The organism is Mogibacterium sp. CM50, assembly GCF_000293155.1.
GTDB classification, from domain to species: domain Bacteria; phylum Bacillota; class Clostridia; order Peptostreptococcales; family Anaerovoracaceae; genus Mogibacterium; species Mogibacterium timidum.
In genome coordinates this window covers 120,360-140,252 of the sequence record NZ_ALNL01000039.1, presented here as the reverse complement: position 1 = coordinate 140,252, position 19,893 = coordinate 120,360, and the positions used below count along the sequence as shown (strand labels likewise).

Sequence of the window (19,893 nt, the reverse complement as noted above, 5' to 3'; positions counted from 1 at the left end):
GGGCACATCCTACAGGTGAAGGACTCTGTCCTTGATCTCCTGTGTTCGTCCCTGATTCCAGAACTGTGTTCCGATATATCCGCAGGTTCTTCTAGCCACAGACATCTTGTCCTGGTTGCGGTTCCCACAGTTAGGGCACTCCCATACGAGCTTACCCTCATCATCCTCAACAATCTCAATCTCACCGCTGTAGCCGCACTCCTCGCAGTAATCGCTCTTAGTGTTGAGCTCAGCGTACATGATATTCTCGTAGATGTACTTCATGACGTCGAGCACCGCAGGGATGTTGTTCTGCATATTGGGAACCTCGACATAGCTGATAGCTCCACCCGGCGACAGCTTCTGAAAATCCGATTCGAATTTGAGCTTCTTGAACGCATCAATCTCCTCCTCAACATGAACATGGTAGCTGTTGGTAATGTAGTTCTTGTCTGTAACGTGAGGAATAACTCCAAATCTTCTCTGCAGAGCCTTTGCAAACTTGTAAGTTGTAGATTCCATCGGAGTTCCGTATACAGAGTAGCTGATGTTCTCGGCAGCCTTCCACTCAGCGCACTTGTCGTTGAGCCTCTGCATAACCTTGAGTGCAAACTCTCTTCCCTCTTCAGTTGTGTGGCTCTTGCCTACCATGCGGTAACACATCTCGCAGAGCCCGGCGTACCCGAGTGAAATTGTCGAATATCCATTGTACAGCAGTTTGTCGATTGTCTCACCCTTCTTGAGTCTGGCAATTGCCCCATACTGCCAAAGGATAGGGGCAACATCCGAAGGTGTTCCGAGAAGTCTCTCGTGACGGAGCCTCAATGCACGATGACACAGCTCCAGTCTGTCATCCAGGATCTCCCAGAACTTATCCATATTGCCATATGATGAACAAGCTGCGTCGACAAGGTTAATCGTTACAACACCCTGATTAAATCTACCGTAGAACTTGTAGCTGCCATCCGGATTCTTCTGGCTCTCTTCCACTGTCAGGAACGATCTGCAGCCCATGCAGGTGTAGACGCTGCCCTTCTTGAGCTCCCTCATGACCTTAGCGGAGATGTAGTCAGGAACAAGTCTCTTAGCCGTACATTCTGCAGCAACCTCTGTCAAATACCAGTAAGGTGCATCCTCGCTGATATTGTCTTCATCAAGCACATAGATGAGCTTAGGGAATGCCGGTGTAATCCATACGCCCTTCTCGTTCTTAACTCCCTGCATCCTCTGCTTGAGGACCTCTTCGATACACATAGCTAGGTCGTCTCGTGTTCTGCCTTCGGGAGCCTCCTCGAGATACATGAACATAGTCACAAACGGAGCCTGCCCATTACATGTCATCAGAGTGATAAGTTGGTACTGAATAGTCTGGATCCCACTCTTGATCTCGTCTCTAAGTCTATCCTCAACCACTGTACTGAGAGCTTCTCCGGTTGTAGTAATACCGGCATCCTTGAACTCCTTCTCTACCTTTGCATGAATTTTCTGTCTGCTCACGTCAACAAATGGAGCGAGATGCGCTAGTGAGAAGGACTGTCCACCATACTGGTTGGAAGCAACCTGAGCGATAATCTGTGTAGTGATATTGCAAGCTGTATAGAAGCTGTGAGGCTTCTCAATAAGAGTCTCGCTGATTACCGTTCCGTTCTGCAGCATATCCTCCAGATCGATGAGATCACAGTTGTGTTCCTTCTGAGCAAAGTAATCAGAATCATGGAAGTGAATTATTCCGGCATCGTGAGCAGCGGAAATCTCCTCCGGAAGAAGAATTCTCTTCGTCAAATCCTTGCTTACCTCTCCCGCCATATAATCTCTCTGAGTGGAGTTGATGATAGGATTCTTGTTGGAATTTTCCTGCTTAGCCTCCTCATTGTTAAGCTCAATGAGGGACAGAATTTTGTCGTCTGTGGTGTTGGATTGGCGAACGAGAGATCTGGTATATCTATATGTGATATATGCCTTAGCCACCTCATACGCACCATGCTGCATGATATGCTCCTCGACCATATCCTGAATCTCTTCTACCGCCGGTGAACGTCCGAGATCCTCGCAAGAGATGATTACACTGTCAGTTATTCTCTTAATCTGCACAGGTGTGAGTCTAACAGCCTCTTCAACAGAATTATTCGCCTTAATAATAGCGTTCTCTATCTTTACCTTGTCAAAGATTACTTCCGAGCCATTTCTCTTGATAACATTCATTGCTTCTCCTTAACCGAATACCCAAACATATTGATTTATGCCAGCTATTTCTTTTAAATTTAATAATTCCACATTCGGCGGAAACACTATATCTTGTTTGCCGCCTTGACATTATATCCCATATAATGGGGATTAGTCAATCAGTTTTACACTATATTATTGGGCACAATCTCAAGTCTGAAAAGCAGATGTTTCAAGACTTCTGTGCTAGTATTTATGAAAACAGCGCTAAAAATTTTATATATTTTTTGTTTTATATATTTACATGCCGACACAAGATATTGGCGGCCATCACATGGGGATGTGCTAAAGTACTGTATTAAAGAAGACTTCAAGGCTATATACAGGATTGCATATCAGGAATAGCTGCTGAAAATCGCTTGGTGAAGTATACCTTGAGATTAATATGAGGCCGGAAATTCGGTGCCGTAAGCTGAAAAAATTAAGCCCTCTGCACACGCGGCGCACCTACGGTACCGACTTGCAGAGGACTTATTTAATCTCATCAGCTTCGTCAATATAATGCACACCCATAAACTCAACAACGAATGTGAGTAACGCGGTTATCCAATAATTCTCCGTATAGATAATATGGATCTGCCGCTGTATGTAAGCTTGGTTCCCGGTCTATAGAGGTTTATCTCGCAGACACCATGAGCTCGGTCCATAGCGTGAATGATACGACCATCGCCGGCGTAAATAGCGACATGCAGCTTCTTGCCGCCTCTACCAAAGAATATGATATCACCCGGCTTCATATCATCTGCTGAGACCTCTCTGCCGCCGCAGTTATCGTAAAGAGTGCTAACAGATCCCATCGGCCAGTTGTAACCGAAATTCCTGTATATAAGGGTTATGAACGAGGCACAGTCACTACCCTTAGTCAAACTCTGACCGCCTAATACATATGGTCTGCCTATGAACTGTCTGGCATAGGTGATTATCTCATTTCTCTTATCGTCTGCCGCCTTTGCCGCCTTCTCAGCTTCAACAGCATCGATATTAGACCTGGCATAAGTCGCTACATCAGACTGCCTCGTGCTAACTGTCTTGACAGAAATCCTAGCGAGAGGTCTGTCCGGCAACAGCTCATTGATAGAACCAGCCTTAACGACAACCGTCGTTACCATCACTATCATAAGCAAAACTTCGGTAACGACTATTGTCTTGATATTCTTGAAAGCTAGTCTGAGCTTAGACATCATACGATAATCTTCCCCTTAATTCAATATATTCATCTCTTATTAAGGGTTATTATCTCAAAAACTTCACCTATGCATGTGTAGATTGTATAGAGATTTCTATTTGTTCTGTTCCTTATAGTGCTCCTTGATGTCGTCCATAATCTGTACACATTCCAGCGTTCCCACGTATGCACCTTCCGCGTCGCGAACCGCCCTGTAGCTGACGAGAACTTCGCTTCCGCCCTTGTTCATCCACACCTCAACCTTATCCTGCGTCCCCGATTTGAACGAGGATATAATACTGCGAACCATAGGTTCAATCGTAGGCGGATGGCAGGTGTATACTTCACGATCCAGTGAGCTTATCGGCCTCTTGAACAGCTTCTTCTCTCCGTTGTCGTTATAGAACCTGTTCATATCTACGTGATCGACGAAGGTCAACTCCATCGGTATTGTGTTGAACACTGCCTCAATCTGACGCGGCGTCATGTGGCCTCCTGCAAAAATTATTTCATCGTCATTTGAAGCTGCCTCGCTCTTGCCTTTCTTAGCGGCTCTATGTGTATAGTCCTCTTTAGATGCCTTTCCCCACTCTACAGGCTTATCCTTGAGCAGGCAATAATCGTATTCCCTGAGATCGCGTCCTACCTCTTCCCACTCCTCAGCCTTGAAGAACTGAACGCATATTGGGAATAAGATATTTGCCTCCTTAAACAACATCTCATCGGCTCTCTTAACCACCGCCTTGGATCGTTCAAGCCATTCATCATCGGCAAGAGATCCATTTACGACTTGTCGCAGCTCGTCCCTTATCTCATCATCAACCGTCCACATCACATCGGATGGTCCGGTTACATCGTATCTGCTCTTTAATATAGTGTAGAGGATGTCGCCCTTCTTGGCATAATGGATAGAAACTGCACGCAGCTTATCAAGCTCTGCTGTAATGGCTTCACGGGATGCTCCGTCTCCGAAAAGCCGGTTAATCACAGCAATCTGTTCAGCAATGCCTTCGTTTTCCAGCGTTAGTACATTTAGGGGATGTCCCGGTTCCGCAATCAAATCCTGAACCTTGAACTCAGCCTCCTTGCGGTCAGCTGCTCCGTTCATGCGCCTCTTTGCTGCTTGCTGCGATGCGGACACTGCCTTCTCGGCATTTGCAATCTGTTCCTGTTTGGTTGCGCCGTGGAAGAGTGCAGAATGTACATCGCACAGCTTCTGCACCTCCTGATAAGGAACTCCACTCTTTATGAGGTGTTGCTCAGCATTTGCAATCTCCAGTGCATCGACCTCCTTAAAATTCTCTACAAAATCAGTGCGCACTGCCTCGAGATCCTCGCCTTTAGTCAGCCTCTCTACATAGCTGCGAAGAAGAAGCTCTCGCTCGCTGGCGTTTGCAGGCTTTGCAGCCGCCTCTGTCTGACTTGCTGCGCGCGATTTAACAGCAGCTTCTGTTGACTCTGCATGCTCCGACTCCGGTGCGTTGATAATCTCAAAGCCTTTGTCTTCAAACATCGCGATGACAGACGTCATATCAATGCCCTTAATTTTCGAACCCTTTGGTATAGTCATCACCCTGCCCATTGTATTTAGAGCAACCGGATTCGATATATCCCTAAATCCAAGCGTCACCATGATATCTATTACCTCCGGGAACTCTGTCGCCAAATCGTATACACTCTTCTTCATGTCTAAAATCTTTACAGCCATGCCTAATCTCCTCTCGAAATATTTTTATCTTCTACCGTTCACAGACATCCTGTCTGCGAACTACAATCTATCCGGTAATATTTTACTGTATATACATTATACATTAAACGCCTCTAATCTCCGTAACAGATGTTACAGAATTGAAAGATTTACAAAATACACAAAATAATACAAATGGCAGACACAGCATCTCGCCCGGCTGGCGCAATAATGCACCGTTACCACGCAAGATGCTGCATCTGCCGTATCGTTACGATTTTACTACAAAGGCGTTGTAGATAGCCCTGATTGCCCGTTGATAATCGGATTCCGAAACTCCGACCTGCACGCTGATACGTTCAGGGGCGTGATCGATGAACCTGACGTTGACATGTGCATTTGACAGAGCTTCAAATATCTTCATCGCTACAGAGACTTCTCCGGAGATATTTCTACCGACAACTGCAATTGCAGCAATTCCCGTGGAAATCGTTATCTCGTCAGCATCAGTAGCCTCGTGCAGCTTCTCTGTCAGCTCATCCTCGCAGTTAGCAGTGCTTTCGGACTCAACGATGATCGAAAATGAGTCGAGTCCGAGCTGCTCGCCCTCAACAGCTATGCTGAATTCTTCTAATATGTGCTGAATTCGTTCTCTGTACCGCGGGTCATCGTTGAGCTTTTCTCGTTCGATTAGAATCGATGTATATCCCTTTTTGCCTGTGATGCTGGAAATCTCGAGGACATTTTCATACGAATCAACATTCTTGACAATCAGAGTTCCCGGCTTATCCGGTTCAAGAGAGCTCTTGATGCTTATAGGAATTCCGCATTGACTTACCGGCCTTACAGCATCCTCGTGCAATACCTCAGCACCTCGAAGCGCAAGCTCTCTCAATTCCTTGTATACTATTACAGGTACGCTGAGCGGATGCTTAACAATCCTTGGATCCGCCATCAGCAGCCCGGGCACGTCGGTCCAGTTCTCATAGAGGTCAGCCTTGGCCGCCGCCGCAACAATTGAACCGGTGATATCTGAGCCGCCCCGCGAGAATGTCACGATCTTACCGGTCTTATCGCTGCCATAGAAGCCGGGTAATACAATTCTATCATGCGACTTGATAAGGGCCTGTAAATTCTGTCTCGTCTCATCTGTCAGAAGCTCACCCGACTCGTCAAACAATATCACGTCTGCCGCATCTACGAACTCGTAGCCTAGCTGCTCTGCCATAAGCTGCGCAGAGAGAAATTCGCCTCGGCTAATCAGATAATCTCGTCTTCTACCATTGCTCTCATACGTTTCTATTATATTGTCGAAGATTTCATCTATATTAATTTGGGAATCCAATTCAAGCGCCAATGTCTTGAATCTTGTTCTAGCCAGCTCCACCTTGTCCGCAAATCCGGACTGCCCCTCATGCGCTGAGATCAGCAGATCCGTAACCTTGACCTTCTCCCCGCCGTGAACCCCGGGAGCTGATACAACAACGTATTTGCGAGCTTTGTTTTGACGAACTATCTCAGCTGCGTTCCTGATACGCTCTGCAGTTGCCAGTGAAGATCCTCCGAATTTTGCAACCGTGAGCTCCGACCTATTGCGCAGCACCGGAGCCAGATCCTCATTGTGAATCAGCTTGATATCGTAAGGCGTCGATTGATATACAAAGTAGTTCAGCCAGTTGGAGAACAGCAGGCTGCCGGAAGACCTCCAGCGGACGATCGGCGTCTTGGTATCGTCATCGCCCGGGAAGTAATTTGCGGGCTTCTCCGGGTTGAGACCGGCATCCTTGTCCCTCACGTACTCCTTGAGTAGCGTATTCCAATCATACTCTGTGTGGCCAGTAACGAAAATCTGCCTATCGTTGTCGGACTTCACGCAGAACACTCCCGCAGCTTCGGACGTGGAAAGGATTGAGATACCGGGCGTGTTCTCGATATCCTCTGCGTTTACTGTAGTGTTTCTGGACTGAGGTACATAAAACTCGTCATCAAAACCGCGGAACAGCATGCTGCGTTTGGTCTTGAGCGTATGCTTGAACACTCCGGACAGCTTCTGCGGAAGCTTGTGCTTCCGGATGCCGTAGTGGTAGTAAAGACCTGCCTGCGCACCCCAGCAGATGTGGAAGGTGCTGTGGACGTGAGTCTTGGACCACTCCATTATCTCGCAGAGCTCGTCCCAATAATCGACCTCTTCAAACTCGAGCAGCTCGATAGGCGCGCCCGTGATAATCATTCCGTCGTAGTATTCGTTTCTGATGTCGTTAAACGTCTTGTAAAAAGCAAGCATATGCTCCTGCGATGTGACATGAGGCTTGTGGGTTGCCGTCTGCAACAGCTCCAGCTCCAGCTGTAACGGCGTATTACTGAGCATGCGGGTTATCTGCGTCTCAGTATCGACCTTGGTAGGCATCAAGTTGAGGAGCAGTATGTGCAGAGGACGCACATCCTGCGTCATAGCTCTAGTATCAGTCATTACGAACACGTTTTCATTGGTCAGCGTCTCTATCGCCGGCAAATTATTAGGTACCTTAATCGGCATTGAAATCTCCTCCTGTCCCTATTTCTTCAGCTGAGCAGCGATGCCGCACCATTCGCCCTGTTCAGCAATCTCTAAGCATTTAAATCCGTTTGCCCTTAGCTTCTCCAGCACCTTCTCCTCCTGCGAGATGAGGATGCCCGACATGATGTAGATTCCTCCATCATTGAGATGTTTACGGACGTCTGCAGTGAGGCGAATAACGAGATTGGTAAGAAGGTTGGCTACGACTATGTCAGCCTTGTAGTCCAAGCCTTCCGTCAAATCGCCCTGCTTAATCGTCACATTCCGAACATCGTTAAGCTCCAGGTTTTCGTTTGCCGCCGCTACAGCGTCTTTATCTATATCTATCCCCAGCACATCGCTAGCCCCGAGTCTGCTGGCAATGATAGACAATATGCCGGTACCGCAGCCGACATCGATGACCCTAGCGCCTTTCTCTGTATATGCCAAAAGCAGGTCAGCTGAAAGTGAAGTCGTCTCATGCAGACCGGTTCCAAACGCCATCCCGGGGTTGATGCTAATCACCTCACGGCTCTGCTTGAACTCGTCAGCATACTCGTTCATATCCATCCATGGAGGTGCAACTACAAAGTCATTGCCAATACCGGCCGGCCTTATAAACTCCTTCCACCTGTCTTTCCATTCGTCATCATCGCGGACCTCTGCTATGATATCCAAGCTGCCCAGGTCCACCCCTTCGCCGTACACACCGTTGGAAGCATTGGTGCACACAGCAGCTACTGCCCTCTTGACGGAAGTAAACACCTCTTTACTCGCATCCTCGCTGTCAGCCGGTGCATACACTACAATGCTCGGCTCCTTGCCGGATTCCTTATCGAAATCCTCCGGCGCAAGATAGTCCGTCTCGCCGAGCATGTCGCTCATGAAAGCCGCGTCAAGCGGATCATTTACCTCTGCTGTATCAACACCCTCGCATATAAGCGCAGCGAGCGTCGGTTCGATTCCGAACGCTGACACCATAATTGTTATCTCGTAATATTTCATCTCAATTTCTCGATCTCCGCTGCATAGCCGGCCAGGCTGTCCTGCGGTGTTTCAAGTATGCATGGGAGCCCTATCACATGGGGATTATTCACTACGGTCAGCATCGCCTCAAGCCCTATTTCTCCCTCGCCAATCTTCTCGTGTCTGTCCTTCGCGGCTCCCGTCGGGTTCTTGCTGTCATTGATATGCAACGCCTTCAGCCTATCCATACCTATGATTCTATCAAACTCGTCAAGCACTCCCGCAAAATCATATTTGACATTGTAGCCGGCATCGCTGACATGGCAGGTGTCCAGGCACACGCCAAGCTTATACTTGAGCTCAACTCCGTCGATAATCGCACGTAATTCTTCAAATTTTCTGCCCACTTCACTACCCTTACCGGCCATAGTCTCAAGAAGAATCACCGTTTGCTGATCCTCCCACATGACCTCGTTAAGAGTGTCCACAATCATCTGAACACCGGCCTCTACACCCTGTCCAACATGACTTCCAGGATGAAAATTATAGTAATTTCCCGGCAGATATTCCATACGCTTCAAATCATCAGCCATGCAAGTGCGTGCAAATTCTCTGACGCTTTCCTTCGCCGAGCACGGATTAAATGTATATGGAGCATGTGCCACGAGCTTTCCGAATTTATTATCCTCCATCAGCTTGATTAACGCTTGAATATCCGCCTCATCGATGGACTTTGCCTTGCCGCCGCGAGGATTTCTGGTAAAGAAAGCAAAAGTATTTGCACCAATCGATAACGCCGCCTTACCCATAGCCTCAAATCCATCTGATGAAGACAGATGACAGCCTAAATATTTCTCCATCCCTATTCCCTCTTTCCTGTTATCAGCTCTTATTATCTGCTAGAAATTCTCTAATCTCCTTAATCGCGATTTCGATATCCATTATAAACTCTCGAGACGATATTCTGAGCGCCCCGTGGCCAAGTGACATCTCCTGCACCAGTGCGTCAGATGACACAACCGTTACACTTTCACTCTTGCCAAGCTCCTTGGTGAACTCAGCTATATACGCATCGGCAGTCTCATTCTCTTTGGTATAGATGACCTCCGTCCCATTTTCCGTGTGCGAGCGCACCTCGCTGTAAGGTACACGATATGCGTCGAATACAACAGTCATCCTGCAGCCGAGATAGCCGCGATAATTGGCAAGGATATTTACAAGATGCTCGCGTGCAGCACCGATATCCGTGTGTGCAAGCTCCTTCATGTGTGGCTCGGCATTGATCAGGTTGTACCCGTCGACCACAAAATGCGTATCCGGCGAAGCAACTCTATCGAGTCTGTGAAGCGATTGCTTGCGTTCCTCCATCGCCCGGTATTCGGATTCAGAGGGCTTCGCCTTGCACTTCTTGCCCTTGTCCTTGTCGATACTTCCGTAAGTTCTTTCAAAAATCGCGAGCAGCTCCGCTTCGCTCGCCAGCTTACGTCCGGCCGACATGGTCCCGGCTCTCACATCGGAGCTTTGCCCCGAACAGTTCTCCGCATCAATATCCCTGAGCATTGCTGGAATATGCATGTGCTCCTTCACTTGGTCCCATCTGATGATACGACCTGCGCCGCGGCAGCAGAATACCGAGTCACCTGTCTCAAGCTCATCATGATCCGGATCGTAGGCAATCTGTTTGATGATTTCATCCTGATTGTGACAGGTATCATAGCCTGCGAGAACGCAGCTGATGTGCCCCCTTCCGCCGGTATACGATGTCAGCTTGCGCTGATAATCCAGAAGCACGACTGCCGGAGCTCTGCCCTTTAGAATTGACAGTTCACCATCTACCTGCGGTTCACCGAATGAACCCGCACCGTTCTTGATATCTGTCATAGCCATGCCTATATTTGCACCGGGCAGCTTAATCTCAAATTCAAACCATGGCTCAAGTATCCGGCTTTCCGCCAGCAGCAATCCATTTCTCACAGCCCTGTACGTCGCCTGTCTGAAGTCACCACCCTCGGTATGTTTGACATGGGCACGACCTGCAGCAAGAGTTATATGTATATCTGTAACAGGTGCACCGATCAGTGCACCTCTAAAGCTTCTCTCATCCAGATGTGACAGGATGAGGTTCTGCCAGCTTCTGCTAAGCTCATCCTCCGACACCATACTATCAGTAACGATTCCGCTGCCACGTTCACCGGGGCGCATAATCAAATGAACCTCAGCGTAATGCCTGAGTGGCTCAAAATGTCCGACCCCCTCAACTGCACTGCAGATCGTCTCCTTGTAGATGATACCGCCCGACTCAAAGCGGACTTCATATCCGAACCTGCTCATTATCTGAGCCTGCAATATCTCCTGCTGCACATCTCCCATCAGACGAATGTTGACGCCTCTAACAGAATTAGCACTATCTATGTGCAGCTTAGGATCCTCCTCTTCAAGCTGAAGCATATCCGCAACAAACCTGTTTTGATCTATATCATCTGCCGGGATTATCCTGTAAGTGAGAAACGGTTCAATCACGCCATCGCTCATATCTTGAGCTGCCAGCGAGCCGATGCCCGTGCCTGCCTTTGATGAGCTGATACCTGTTACAGCACAGATTTGTCCTGCCGAAGCAGATTGCACCGGTAAGTATTTCTGCCCTGAATAAATCCTTATCTGATTGATCTTTTCAGTTATCGGTTCTCCGCTATCAGTTATGACTGATACACTGTCCTTGACATGAAGCGTTCCGGTAATCACCTTCACAAAGGATAGTCTCTCGTCCCGCTGATCCCTCGCTATCTTATATACAAATGCCCCCGGTTCAGCTGCATCCTCCGAGGAATCCGTGTGGAGTTCCGAATATCCGTATGCATATCCAGCTATTGAATCGAGCAGTCTATCTACCCCGTCCTGATGCAGAGCCGAACCGAACAAGCATGGGTATATACTGCATGCTCTGATTGCGTCCTTGATGCTTTGCTCTGACAGTTCCATATTCTCAAGGTAATAATCCGCAAGCTCCGGCGCATACAGAGTTACCTCATCTATGAAGCCCTCATCTTCGGGAGATGGGCTGAAATCAACAAAGCCTTCGCCGAGGGTATCAAACAGGCGTTTTATCTGCTCACCTCTATCCGCGATTGCGAGATCCATCTTGTTGATGAACACAAAGGTCGGAATCTCTCGCGCGCGAAGCAGTCTCCACACTGTCTCCGTGTGACTCTGCGGTCCGTCTACACCGCTTACCACAAGTAACGCATAATCAATGACATCCAGAGCTCGCTCCATCTCAGCCGAAAAATCGTCGTGTCCCGGAGTGTCAAGTATGGTGATATTCACGTCCTTCCAATTTAGTCCTGCCTGCTTGGAAAAAACGGTAATGCCCCTGTTCTTCTCTATTTCGTGATTATCTAAGAACGAGTCGCCCTTGTCGACTCGTCCCAGCTTCCTTATTGCACCGGCGGAATAAAGCATAGCCTCGCTGAGCGTTGTCTTGCCCGCATCCACGTGAGCCAATATTCCAATTGTCAGCTGCTTGCTCATGCTCCCTCCCCTGTTCTAGATGATGTAGAACCACTCATCCTGCTTGCGTTCCTTCTCCTCGCCGGCCATGTGTGTCTGCTTGTCATACATCATTTCAAGCGTCTTAATTGTTACAGTCGTGTGCGGATCCACAGATCTGGTTACAAAAGCATTTCCGCCTACAACCGCCCCTTCTCCGATTACCGTCTTGCCGCCGAGAACCGAAGCTCCTGAATACAGCGTTACGTGGTCCTCGATAGTTGGATGCCTCTTGGTACCGTGCAGCTTCTGGCCTTCCTTAGTGGATAGCGCACCGATTGTAACGCCCTGATATACCTTGACGTGCTCTCCGATTATCGAAGTGGACCCGATTACAACCCCCGTCGCGTGATCCATACAGAAATACTTTCCGATAGTCGCACCGGGATGGATATCTACGCCGGTTTTTCTGTGAGCATACTCCGTCATAATTCTAGGAATCAGCGGTACGTCCAGCTCGTGTAGCTCATGAGCCAGCCTGTAAATTGCCGTTGCGTACAGCCCGGGATAAGCGAGCACTATCTCGTCCTTGCTATTTGCGGCCGGATCACCCTCAAACGTGGCGATTATATCTGTATTTAGATACGCTCTAACCTTAGGAATCTGCCTAAAAAAGCTCATCACAATCTGCTTGGCTTCATCCTGCCTAACAGCAATACAAGCATCCTCGAACTCCGGATTGTATATCAGCGCCTTCTCAATCTGCTTGCTCATCATGTACATCACATCCTCGAGAATCACCGAGATTTTCTTCTCAACACTATATGTACGATACGATTGCTCACGATAATACCCGGGAAGCAAGACCATCATCAGCTCACGGAGGATTTCTTTAATCGCTCTCTGATCCGGAATTTCAGACATCCTGATCGTATCGATATCACGATTCAGCTTATAGTCCTCTAGAAGCTGCTCAGCCAATTCGCTCATATCCTTATTAATGTCCTCAAAGCTTCTCTTGTCGACGCTCTGGCAAGGCTCTTGCATCATCAAATCTCTGTCCACTTCGTACTCCTCTCTAGATGACTTTGCATCAATACATTCTCAAATATTCGCTACAGCTCCGCGCCGCAATCCATACAGTACATGGCACCCGGCTGAACCTCCATTCCACACACCGGACAGGCTTCAACCTCGGACTTATCGACCACATCCATGATTGCCAGTTCCACTCCGTCCATGAGCTTCTCCGCTATCCTGTCGGCATAGCTTGATATCTTGAAATTCTGTCTGCTAAATCGCACGCTTTCAGCCGTCTGCCGCAATAGTGAAAGTACATCGTCGTAATCCGCACCGCTGCGAAACACCAGTACTATAGCACATGGTGACGGTCTCTTGACAACAAGGGCTATCATATGAAGCTTCTCATAATACAGCACGGTATATAGCTGCTGATTGGAATTAATCCTAGCCCCATCGATCGGCACGCCTTGCACATCAAATGCAACCATATAATCGCCAACGAAGCTAAAGGCGCTCACCTTCCGAGTCTTCCTGTTGATGACGAGGATGCACTCTCCACTACATTGTACCTTCATAGCTCCCACGATTTCCTCCATTATATGCCTATAGCTCTTCCTGCTTTTAATGATTCAGCAGCAGACTCACGCCTCATGAAGCGGCAGCCTGCTGCTCCGAGCTGCAACGCTATCCTAATATCGCAGCTACCAGCTCATCCATATCAGAGCAAATATGTTCTGCGCCTGCCTGTTCCAGAAAATCCCTGTTTCTAAAGCCCCAGTCTACGCTTATACAAGGTATTCCGGCATTTTGTGCTGTCTCTATATCCACTTCTGTGTCACCGATATAGACCGCATCATCCCGTGAGAGCCCCATCAGTTCAAGTATCCTGAGCGTCGCATCCGGATTTGGTTTGCGCCTGATTCTGTCATCCACTCCCTGCACGAATTCGAACTCTCCCGGGAAATATCTCTCAGCTAATATCACTGCCGCCTCATGCATCTTGTTAGATACGACAGCAGTGCTAATTCCGGCAATCTGAAGCCGCCTGACCGCAGTCGATATACCATCAAACGGCTTCGTCCGGATATCACAGTGCGCCGGATACCACGCTTCAAAGGAAGCAATGACATTTGCCAGTTCTGACTCGTCACCTTGATATGTTGCTTCCGCCCCTATAGCGTCAATCTCTGAAGCTGTAAGTCCTGCTTCAGCTGCGAGAGCCCTGGCCACAGCTACCCTGACACCGCTTCCAAAAAATCTACAGGTATCGGCAGCAGTATAATCACACCGATGACCGTTGACCTCAAGTGCGTGATTAATGCTGTCCTTTAAGTCAGCGATAGTATCCAAGATGGTTCCGTCCATGTCAAAAATTGCAGCCTTATACATTATTTCCCTAACTTCCCTAAGCCCTTCTCAAACGCTGCACGCACCGACTTCATCGAGACGCCGAGCTCTGCAGCCTTCTCTCTCATGCTCTCATACTCCGGATATGTGTACTCGCAGCCACCTGCTGTGCACACCTTCTTGGCCTCAATTGGTCCAAGTTCTGTATTAACAGCAACCTTTGATCTCACGAGCTCTTCACGCTGCACCGGATAGTATCTGATGCCTATGGTTGTAGTCTCCTCGAATATTATTTCAGAGAGCCCGGACCTGTCCGCGGTCCTGCATATGACCTCCAGCCTGTACGCCGGTCTGTTCTTCTTCATAAAAATGGGCGCATACGACACGTCGAGAGCCCCTGCACTCATGAGCTTCTCCATCACATACCCGAGCTCTTCACCGGTCGAATCATCGATGTTGGAATTTATGACCATTATGTCGTTTTTATGTGCTGCGCCGCCGGCTTCCATCACCTCGCCGAGGATGACTCTGAGCGTGTTAGGACCACCTGTTTCACGGCTGCCGACACCGACTCCGATTTCTGAAATATTCATCTCCGGCATCAGCCCGTATTGCTCCGCAAAGGTGGAGATAATTGCCGCACCAGTCGGAGTAACAAGCTCGGTAGGAATATCAATCTGCTTAAACCTAACCTGCTCACTTTTGTAGATTGCAGATGTTGCCGGCACAGGAACGCTCAGCACACCGTGTGCACATCTGATAGTACCGTGACCATCTGAAACGACACTGGAAATCACATGGTCAGGCTGAATGTAGTCCATCAGAATAGCGACGCTTATGATATCCACAATGGAATCGAGAGCGCCGACCTCGTGGAAATGCACTTCATCTATAGGCCTGCCATGCACCGTTGCCTCCGCAGCAGCAACCTTGTGGAACATGGAATTTGCAAGCTGCTTAGCTCCATCCGTGATACCGCTCTGTTCGATTATCAGCCTTATATCACCATACGTCCTGTGCTCGTGTTCGTGGTGATGTCCGTGATCATGAATGTGGTCATGGTGATGTTCGTGATCATGCGAATGGCGGTGATGTTCATAACGTTCTTCGTGTTCATGAATGTGAGGATGCTCATGGTCATGGTCATGATACACCTGACTGCGATCATGCGGTCTCATTCCCATCATCTCATCCGGTAGTGCATCGACAGGAGTGTTGGTGCCTGTCTTGAGCACCTCCACATAAGTGCCGTTTATCCCATATGAATCACGCTTAACAACCTTGAGATCATATCCTCGGACCCCGAGCTTATCGAGCTCTGTCCTCAGGTACTGTTCTCCATCACACACTTCTAGAAGTGCTCCGATAGTCATATTGCCGCTGATGCCATTCGCGCAATCAAAATAAAGTGTCTTCATGTATACCTCTTGATGTTATATTGAATATTATATATTTAATTTAATGCAACAAAAATGTCTACCTCTATAATAATAGAGCATTACGCCGGGCGCAATGCTCTAAATCTCGCTACATTAAAGTTTTGCTCAAATTACAGTGCCTTTCCCGCACAGCCGAGAACATCTACGAGCTTATGTCTCACCAGCTCCTTGATATTAGCCCTAGCCGGCTTTAAATACTGTCTGGGATCGAACTCCGATGGGAACTCCACCAGATGCTTTCTAACGGAACCCGTCATCGCCAACCTGAGATCCGAATCGATGTTGATTTTGCACACTGCGGAGCGTGCAGCCTCTCTGAGTTGATCCTCCGGAACGCCAAGCGCATCCTTCATAGCTCCACCATATGTGTTAACCATCCGGACGAATTCCTGAGGAACAGAGGACGCTCCATGAAGCACTATCGGGAATCCCGGCAGCTTCTTCTCGCATTCGTGAAGAACATCAAAGCGAAGCTGTGGCTTAGTACCCGGTTTGAATTTGAAAGCGCCGTGACTGGTTCCGATTGCAATTGCAAGCGAATCACAGCCGGTTCTGCGTACAAATTCCTCAACCTCTTCAGGGCGTGTATACGACGAATCCTCAGACGCAACATTTACGTCATCCTCTATGCCAGCCAGAGTGCCGAGCTCTGCTTCAACTACAACGCCGTACTGGTGAGCATAATCTACAACCTGCTTGGTAATCTCTATGTTCTCCTCAAAAGGCTTCGAAGAAGCATCAATCATAACCGAAGTAAAACCGCCGTCTATGCAAGACTTACAAGTCTCAAAATCAGGACCGTGATCGAGGTGCAGAGCAATCGGGATGTCCGGGCAATCCAGAACTGCTGCCTCAACCAGCTTCATCAGGTAGGTGTGGCTGGCATAAGCGCGCGCCCCCTTTGATACCTGCAGGATTACAGGAGCATTTTCCTCCCTGCAAGCCTCAGTGATTCCCTGAACGATTTCCATATTATTGACATTGAAAGCTCCGATAGCATAGCCTCCATCATATGCCTTCTTAAACATTTCTGTAGTAGTTACTAGAGCCATTGCTGACCTTCCTTTCTCCGGATCTCATACCTAACATCCGTAGACAATATAGTTGTTTAATATTATAACATACGAATTTAGTATTAAAAACTAGTACAGCAAACTAAAATATGATAGAATGACTTGAAAATTTTTTATTCAAGAAAGGATTCGGTATGACAGAACAGAGTATTGCTAAAAAAGGTATCCTTCTCGATACTATACTAATCATTGCTACGATTATCGCCTTTGCTGTAATTAGAATTACTAACAGAACACTTATTACAGGATCGTATTCAGGCAACTACATGGCGGCCTATAACACGCAGAGATTCACTTTCATCGCGCTTATAGTCGTATCAATCGCTGTTATGATAGGTGCGATTATCCTGCTCATCAAAAGTAGCAAAAAGTCGACAGGCTTTGTCCTTTTAATCATATCTGCCATTGTTACATTAGTGCTTGCATTCCTCGGACTTGTGCTCGGCATCATTACATGGATTCTCTGCGGTGTATCAATCACTCAGCTCAGAAAGCTTCAGGGCGAGAGCGAGTTCGAGAGCAGTGTTGAGAGCAACCTTGATTTCGGCGCGGTTGCAGACCTCAAGAAGGCTGCCGCAGCAAAGACTACGGAAACTGCTGAGACCGCAGAAGCGTCTGCTGCAACTGAAAGTACTGCAACCGCTAACGCTGAAACTGTTGTAGATGTTGATTACGAGGTTAAGACGGAAGCTCCTGATGCATCCGTTCAGAACGAAACTCCCGGCACCGAAGCATAAATAACATCAAATACACAAATACAAATGTATGGGGCAGCGCAAGCTGCCTTATTTCACAGATTAAGACACGACACCCATGAATAACATTGAAACAAAATACTATTCCAAACATGAACAGACAAGATCAATACGGCGTTATGTCTACACTTATATAGGTTTCGCCATCACGCGTACAATCCTGTATATCGTATTTGCACTTACTATAAGCGACGATTTATCACTCAACGACGCTTATTTCTACTACTCGGATATCTCCGTGCTATTTAAACTGGTTATATTTGGAATTCTCTACCTCATATTGTTTATAGCATCGATATCACTTCTTGCCGGCTGCACGCACTATATCTCAGATATGGATGAAGACTCCGACATCAAAAAGCGCTGGGGGCTATATCTGTTTCCGATGATCCTCGATGTAATTGCCGGACTGATTTTTGCAAGTGTAACCCTGCTGCAAGTCACAGCGTCCATCGTCGGTATTATAATTTGCCTGGCAGAGATAGGAATGTTTGTGTGGCTTCTCCGCACATCTGCTGCTGACAATACTCGTAAAGGAGATCATTAATATGGAAGAAATACATGGAGCGGTAAACATCAAAGCTCCTGTGGAAGTCGTTCAGGTAGCTCTTAAAGGGCTTCTCGGCTACAAGGGAATTGAGACACCCGAGAGTTATTCGTTTGACCGATACAGGATTAAACAGTTCACGAAGACGCCGGAAGGAAAGAATCTTTCCAATCTGTTGATCAATTTTAAGACGCTTGAGCTGGATCTCGCATCCACCTCAAGTGAAACTACAGAGCTAAACTACAAATTTGAGACGCGAGGCTTGAAATCGCCTATCCCGATTATGCTGCTCTCAGAGAGTGCTATCCTATTAGTGATCGGAATAATCGTGCAGCTTATGACACCGATATTTGCAATATCAGTGATTTCCTACGTATTTGCGATACTGCTCGCAGTACTGGTGTTTGCTGTGTTCGTTCCTTCCGGCGGAAAGCTCGAAAAGAATCTACACAAGATGTTCCTGCCCAGACTCGACAAGTATATAGACATTGTGAAAGATCATTTGAATGAACAACCGTAATCGTGTGCTTTAACCCGTGTATATTTATAACAAATAAGCAGCGACTCAAGACTTATAGAAACTGTTTCAAGCTTTGAGTTGCTGCTCTTTTTATTCCAAATCCCGTTTCGGCGCTGTGATTCAACTAGCGATTCCACACCTCAACTTCTCCCTTTAGCCACTCCTCGAGCTCAGCGAAGCCTTCTCCGGTCGCAGCTGATACCGTAAAAATCTTGATGTCCGGATTTCTCATCAAGGCATATTCCTTGACTTTTTCCATATCGAAGTCAAAGTAGGGAAGCACATCCACCTTGTTTATTACGAGAGCCTTGCATACTTCATACATGAGAGGATATTTGAGCGGCTTATCGTGCCCTTCGGGTACTGAAAGAATGGACATGTTGAATACTGCACCAGTATCAAATTCAGCAGGACACACCAGGTTACCGACATTCTCGAGCACCAACAGATCAAACTGCTCCGATTCAATCTCATCCAATCCCTGTTCTGTCATTCCCGCATCGAGATGGCACATATCGCCTGTGTGAATCTGAATAGACCTTGCTCCGGCCTCGGCAATTGCCTCAGCGTCAACAGTCGAATCGATATCCGCCTCCATGACACCTATGCTGAGCTCACCACTCATGTCCTTGATTAGCCTGCGCAGAGTCGTCGTCTTGCCTGCTCCGGGCGATGACATGAGGTTGATCAAGCAGGTTTTCTGATCCTTGAGCTTATTTCTGATCCTGTCAGCCTCTCTGTCGTTGTTCGCAAAAACGCTTTCCTTTACCTCAATTACTCTAACCTTGTCCATCTCACACCTCCGGTACTTCTATCTCCTTAATCAAGAACTCATTGCCACGTATCAAATACGTACGACCACTACCGCAGCACGGGCAAGCTCTGCCGAATTCGACCGTCCCATACTCCTTGCCACAAGCTTCACAGTAAGTTACAGCCGGGATAGTCTCGATGCAAAGCTCGCAGTTTTTAAGAAAATCATGCTTGACAGCCGCCCATTTCCAGCAATCTTGCAGATATGAGGGAATAACGGTTGATACTTCACCAAGCTCGACCACAACCTTAGATATGTCCTGTACATCGTTATCAGCAGCCACCGCTTTGAGCTCATCGATCATATGGAATACTACTCCTAATTCATGCATGC

At 47.7% G+C, this 19,893-nt stretch carries 17 protein-coding genes; 3 read left to right on the top strand and 14 right to left on the bottom strand.

The window, feature by feature from the left end:
• Positions 1-9: 9 nt before the first annotated feature.
• The 12 genes from nrdD to fba all read right to left on the bottom strand — a co-directional run bounded on the left by nrdD (position 10) and on the right by fba (position 16,903).
• The gene (gene nrdD / locus HMPREF1152_RS06245) at positions 10-2,181 is read right to left on the bottom strand and encodes an anaerobic ribonucleoside-triphosphate reductase (RefSeq protein ID WP_009644284.1); all 2,172 of its coding nucleotides are present in this window, start codon (positions 2,179-2,181) and stop codon (positions 10-12) included.
• Between the two features lie 563 nt (positions 2,182-2,744).
• On the bottom strand, positions 2,745-3,383 hold the full coding sequence (locus HMPREF1152_RS06240; RefSeq protein ID WP_207634900.1) for a C40 family peptidase: 639 nt from the start codon (positions 3,381-3,383) through the stop codon (positions 2,745-2,747).
• A 99-nt stretch (positions 3,384-3,482) separates the two neighbouring features.
• Entirely contained in the window at positions 3,483-5,075 is a 1,593-nt protein-coding gene (locus HMPREF1152_RS06235; RefSeq protein ID WP_009644265.1) for a DUF438 domain-containing protein, read from the bottom strand.
• Between the two features lie 250 nt (positions 5,076-5,325).
• Positions 5,326-7,590, bottom strand: coding sequence for a homoserine O-acetyltransferase MetA (gene metA / locus HMPREF1152_RS06230; protein WP_009644238.1), 2,265 nt, complete (start codon positions 7,588-7,590; stop codon positions 5,326-5,328).
• A gap of 18 nt (positions 7,591-7,608) precedes the next feature.
• The gene (gene prmA / locus HMPREF1152_RS06225) at positions 7,609-8,595 is read right to left on the bottom strand and encodes a 50S ribosomal protein L11 methyltransferase (protein ID WP_009644252.1); all 987 of its coding nucleotides are present in this window, start codon (positions 8,593-8,595) and stop codon (positions 7,609-7,611) included.
• Positions 8,592-9,416 carry a deoxyribonuclease IV gene (locus HMPREF1152_RS06220; protein WP_009644285.1) on the bottom strand — a complete coding sequence of 275 codons (825 nt, stop codon included), beginning with the start codon at positions 9,414-9,416 and terminating at the stop codon, positions 8,592-8,594. The genes prmA and HMPREF1152_RS06220 overlap by 4 nt, the downstream gene beginning before the upstream one ends.
• 22 nt (positions 9,417-9,438) lie before the next feature.
• Positions 9,439-12,084, bottom strand: coding sequence for a translation factor GTPase family protein (locus HMPREF1152_RS06215; RefSeq protein ID WP_009644245.1), 2,646 nt, complete (start codon positions 12,082-12,084; stop codon positions 9,439-9,441).
• 15 nt (positions 12,085-12,099) lie between these two features.
• Entirely contained in the window at positions 12,100-13,107 is a 1,008-nt protein-coding gene (locus HMPREF1152_RS06210; RefSeq protein ID WP_009644355.1) for a serine O-acetyltransferase, read from the bottom strand.
• A 50-nt stretch (positions 13,108-13,157) separates the two neighbouring features.
• Positions 13,158-13,640: a zinc-ribbon domain-containing protein gene (locus HMPREF1152_RS06205; RefSeq protein WP_178978435.1), complete on the bottom strand. Its 483-nt coding sequence runs from the start codon at positions 13,638-13,640 to the stop codon at positions 13,158-13,160.
• Positions 13,641-13,749: 109 nt separating this feature from the next.
• The gene (locus HMPREF1152_RS06200; protein WP_009644343.1) at positions 13,750-14,454 is read right to left on the bottom strand and encodes an HAD family hydrolase; all 705 of its coding nucleotides are present in this window, start codon (positions 14,452-14,454) and stop codon (positions 13,750-13,752) included.
• Positions 14,454-15,830 carry a nickel pincer cofactor biosynthesis protein LarC gene (gene larC, locus HMPREF1152_RS06195; protein ID WP_009644318.1) on the bottom strand — a complete coding sequence of 459 codons (1,377 nt, stop codon included), beginning with the start codon at positions 15,828-15,830 and terminating at the stop codon, positions 14,454-14,456. Before larC ends, HMPREF1152_RS06200 begins: the two co-directional genes overlap by 1 nt.
• 131 nt (positions 15,831-15,961) lie before the next feature.
• Positions 15,962-16,903 carry a class II fructose-1,6-bisphosphate aldolase gene (fba, locus tag HMPREF1152_RS06190; protein WP_009644244.1) on the bottom strand — a complete coding sequence of 314 codons (942 nt, stop codon included), beginning with the start codon at positions 16,901-16,903 and terminating at the stop codon, positions 15,962-15,964.
• 155 nt (positions 16,904-17,058) lie between these two features.
• Here fba and HMPREF1152_RS06185 point away from each other — a divergent pair, with 155 nt between their 5' ends.
• The 3 genes from HMPREF1152_RS06185 to HMPREF1152_RS06175 all read left to right on the top strand — a co-directional run bounded on the left by HMPREF1152_RS06185 (position 17,059) and on the right by HMPREF1152_RS06175 (position 18,746).
• A complete protein-coding gene (locus HMPREF1152_RS06185) occupies positions 17,059-17,661 on the top strand; it encodes a hypothetical protein (protein ID WP_009644327.1) in 603 nt (200 codons plus the stop codon).
• 76 nt (positions 17,662-17,737) lie between these two features.
• Positions 17,738-18,226: a hypothetical protein gene (locus HMPREF1152_RS06180; RefSeq protein WP_009644373.1), complete on the top strand. Its 489-nt coding sequence runs from the start codon at positions 17,738-17,740 to the stop codon at positions 18,224-18,226.
• Position 18,227: 1 nt separating this feature from the next.
• On the top strand, positions 18,228-18,746 hold the full coding sequence (locus HMPREF1152_RS06175; protein WP_009644267.1) for a hypothetical protein: 519 nt from the start codon (positions 18,228-18,230) through the stop codon (positions 18,744-18,746).
• A 124-nt stretch (positions 18,747-18,870) separates the two neighbouring features.
• Here the strand turns inward: HMPREF1152_RS06175 and hypB are convergent, their stop codons facing one another.
• Together hypB and HMPREF1152_RS06165 are read right to left on the bottom strand one after the other, a co-directional pair.
• Complete coding sequence (hypB, locus tag HMPREF1152_RS06170) at positions 18,871-19,539, bottom strand: hydrogenase nickel incorporation protein HypB (RefSeq protein ID WP_009644309.1); 669 nt, start codon at positions 19,537-19,539, stop codon at positions 18,871-18,873.
• A 1-nt stretch (position 19,540) separates the two neighbouring features.
• Complete coding sequence (locus HMPREF1152_RS06165; protein ID WP_036380699.1) at positions 19,541-19,891, bottom strand: hydrogenase maturation nickel metallochaperone HypA; 351 nt, start codon at positions 19,889-19,891, stop codon at positions 19,541-19,543.
• Between the last annotated feature and the right edge of the window lie 2 nt (positions 19,892-19,893).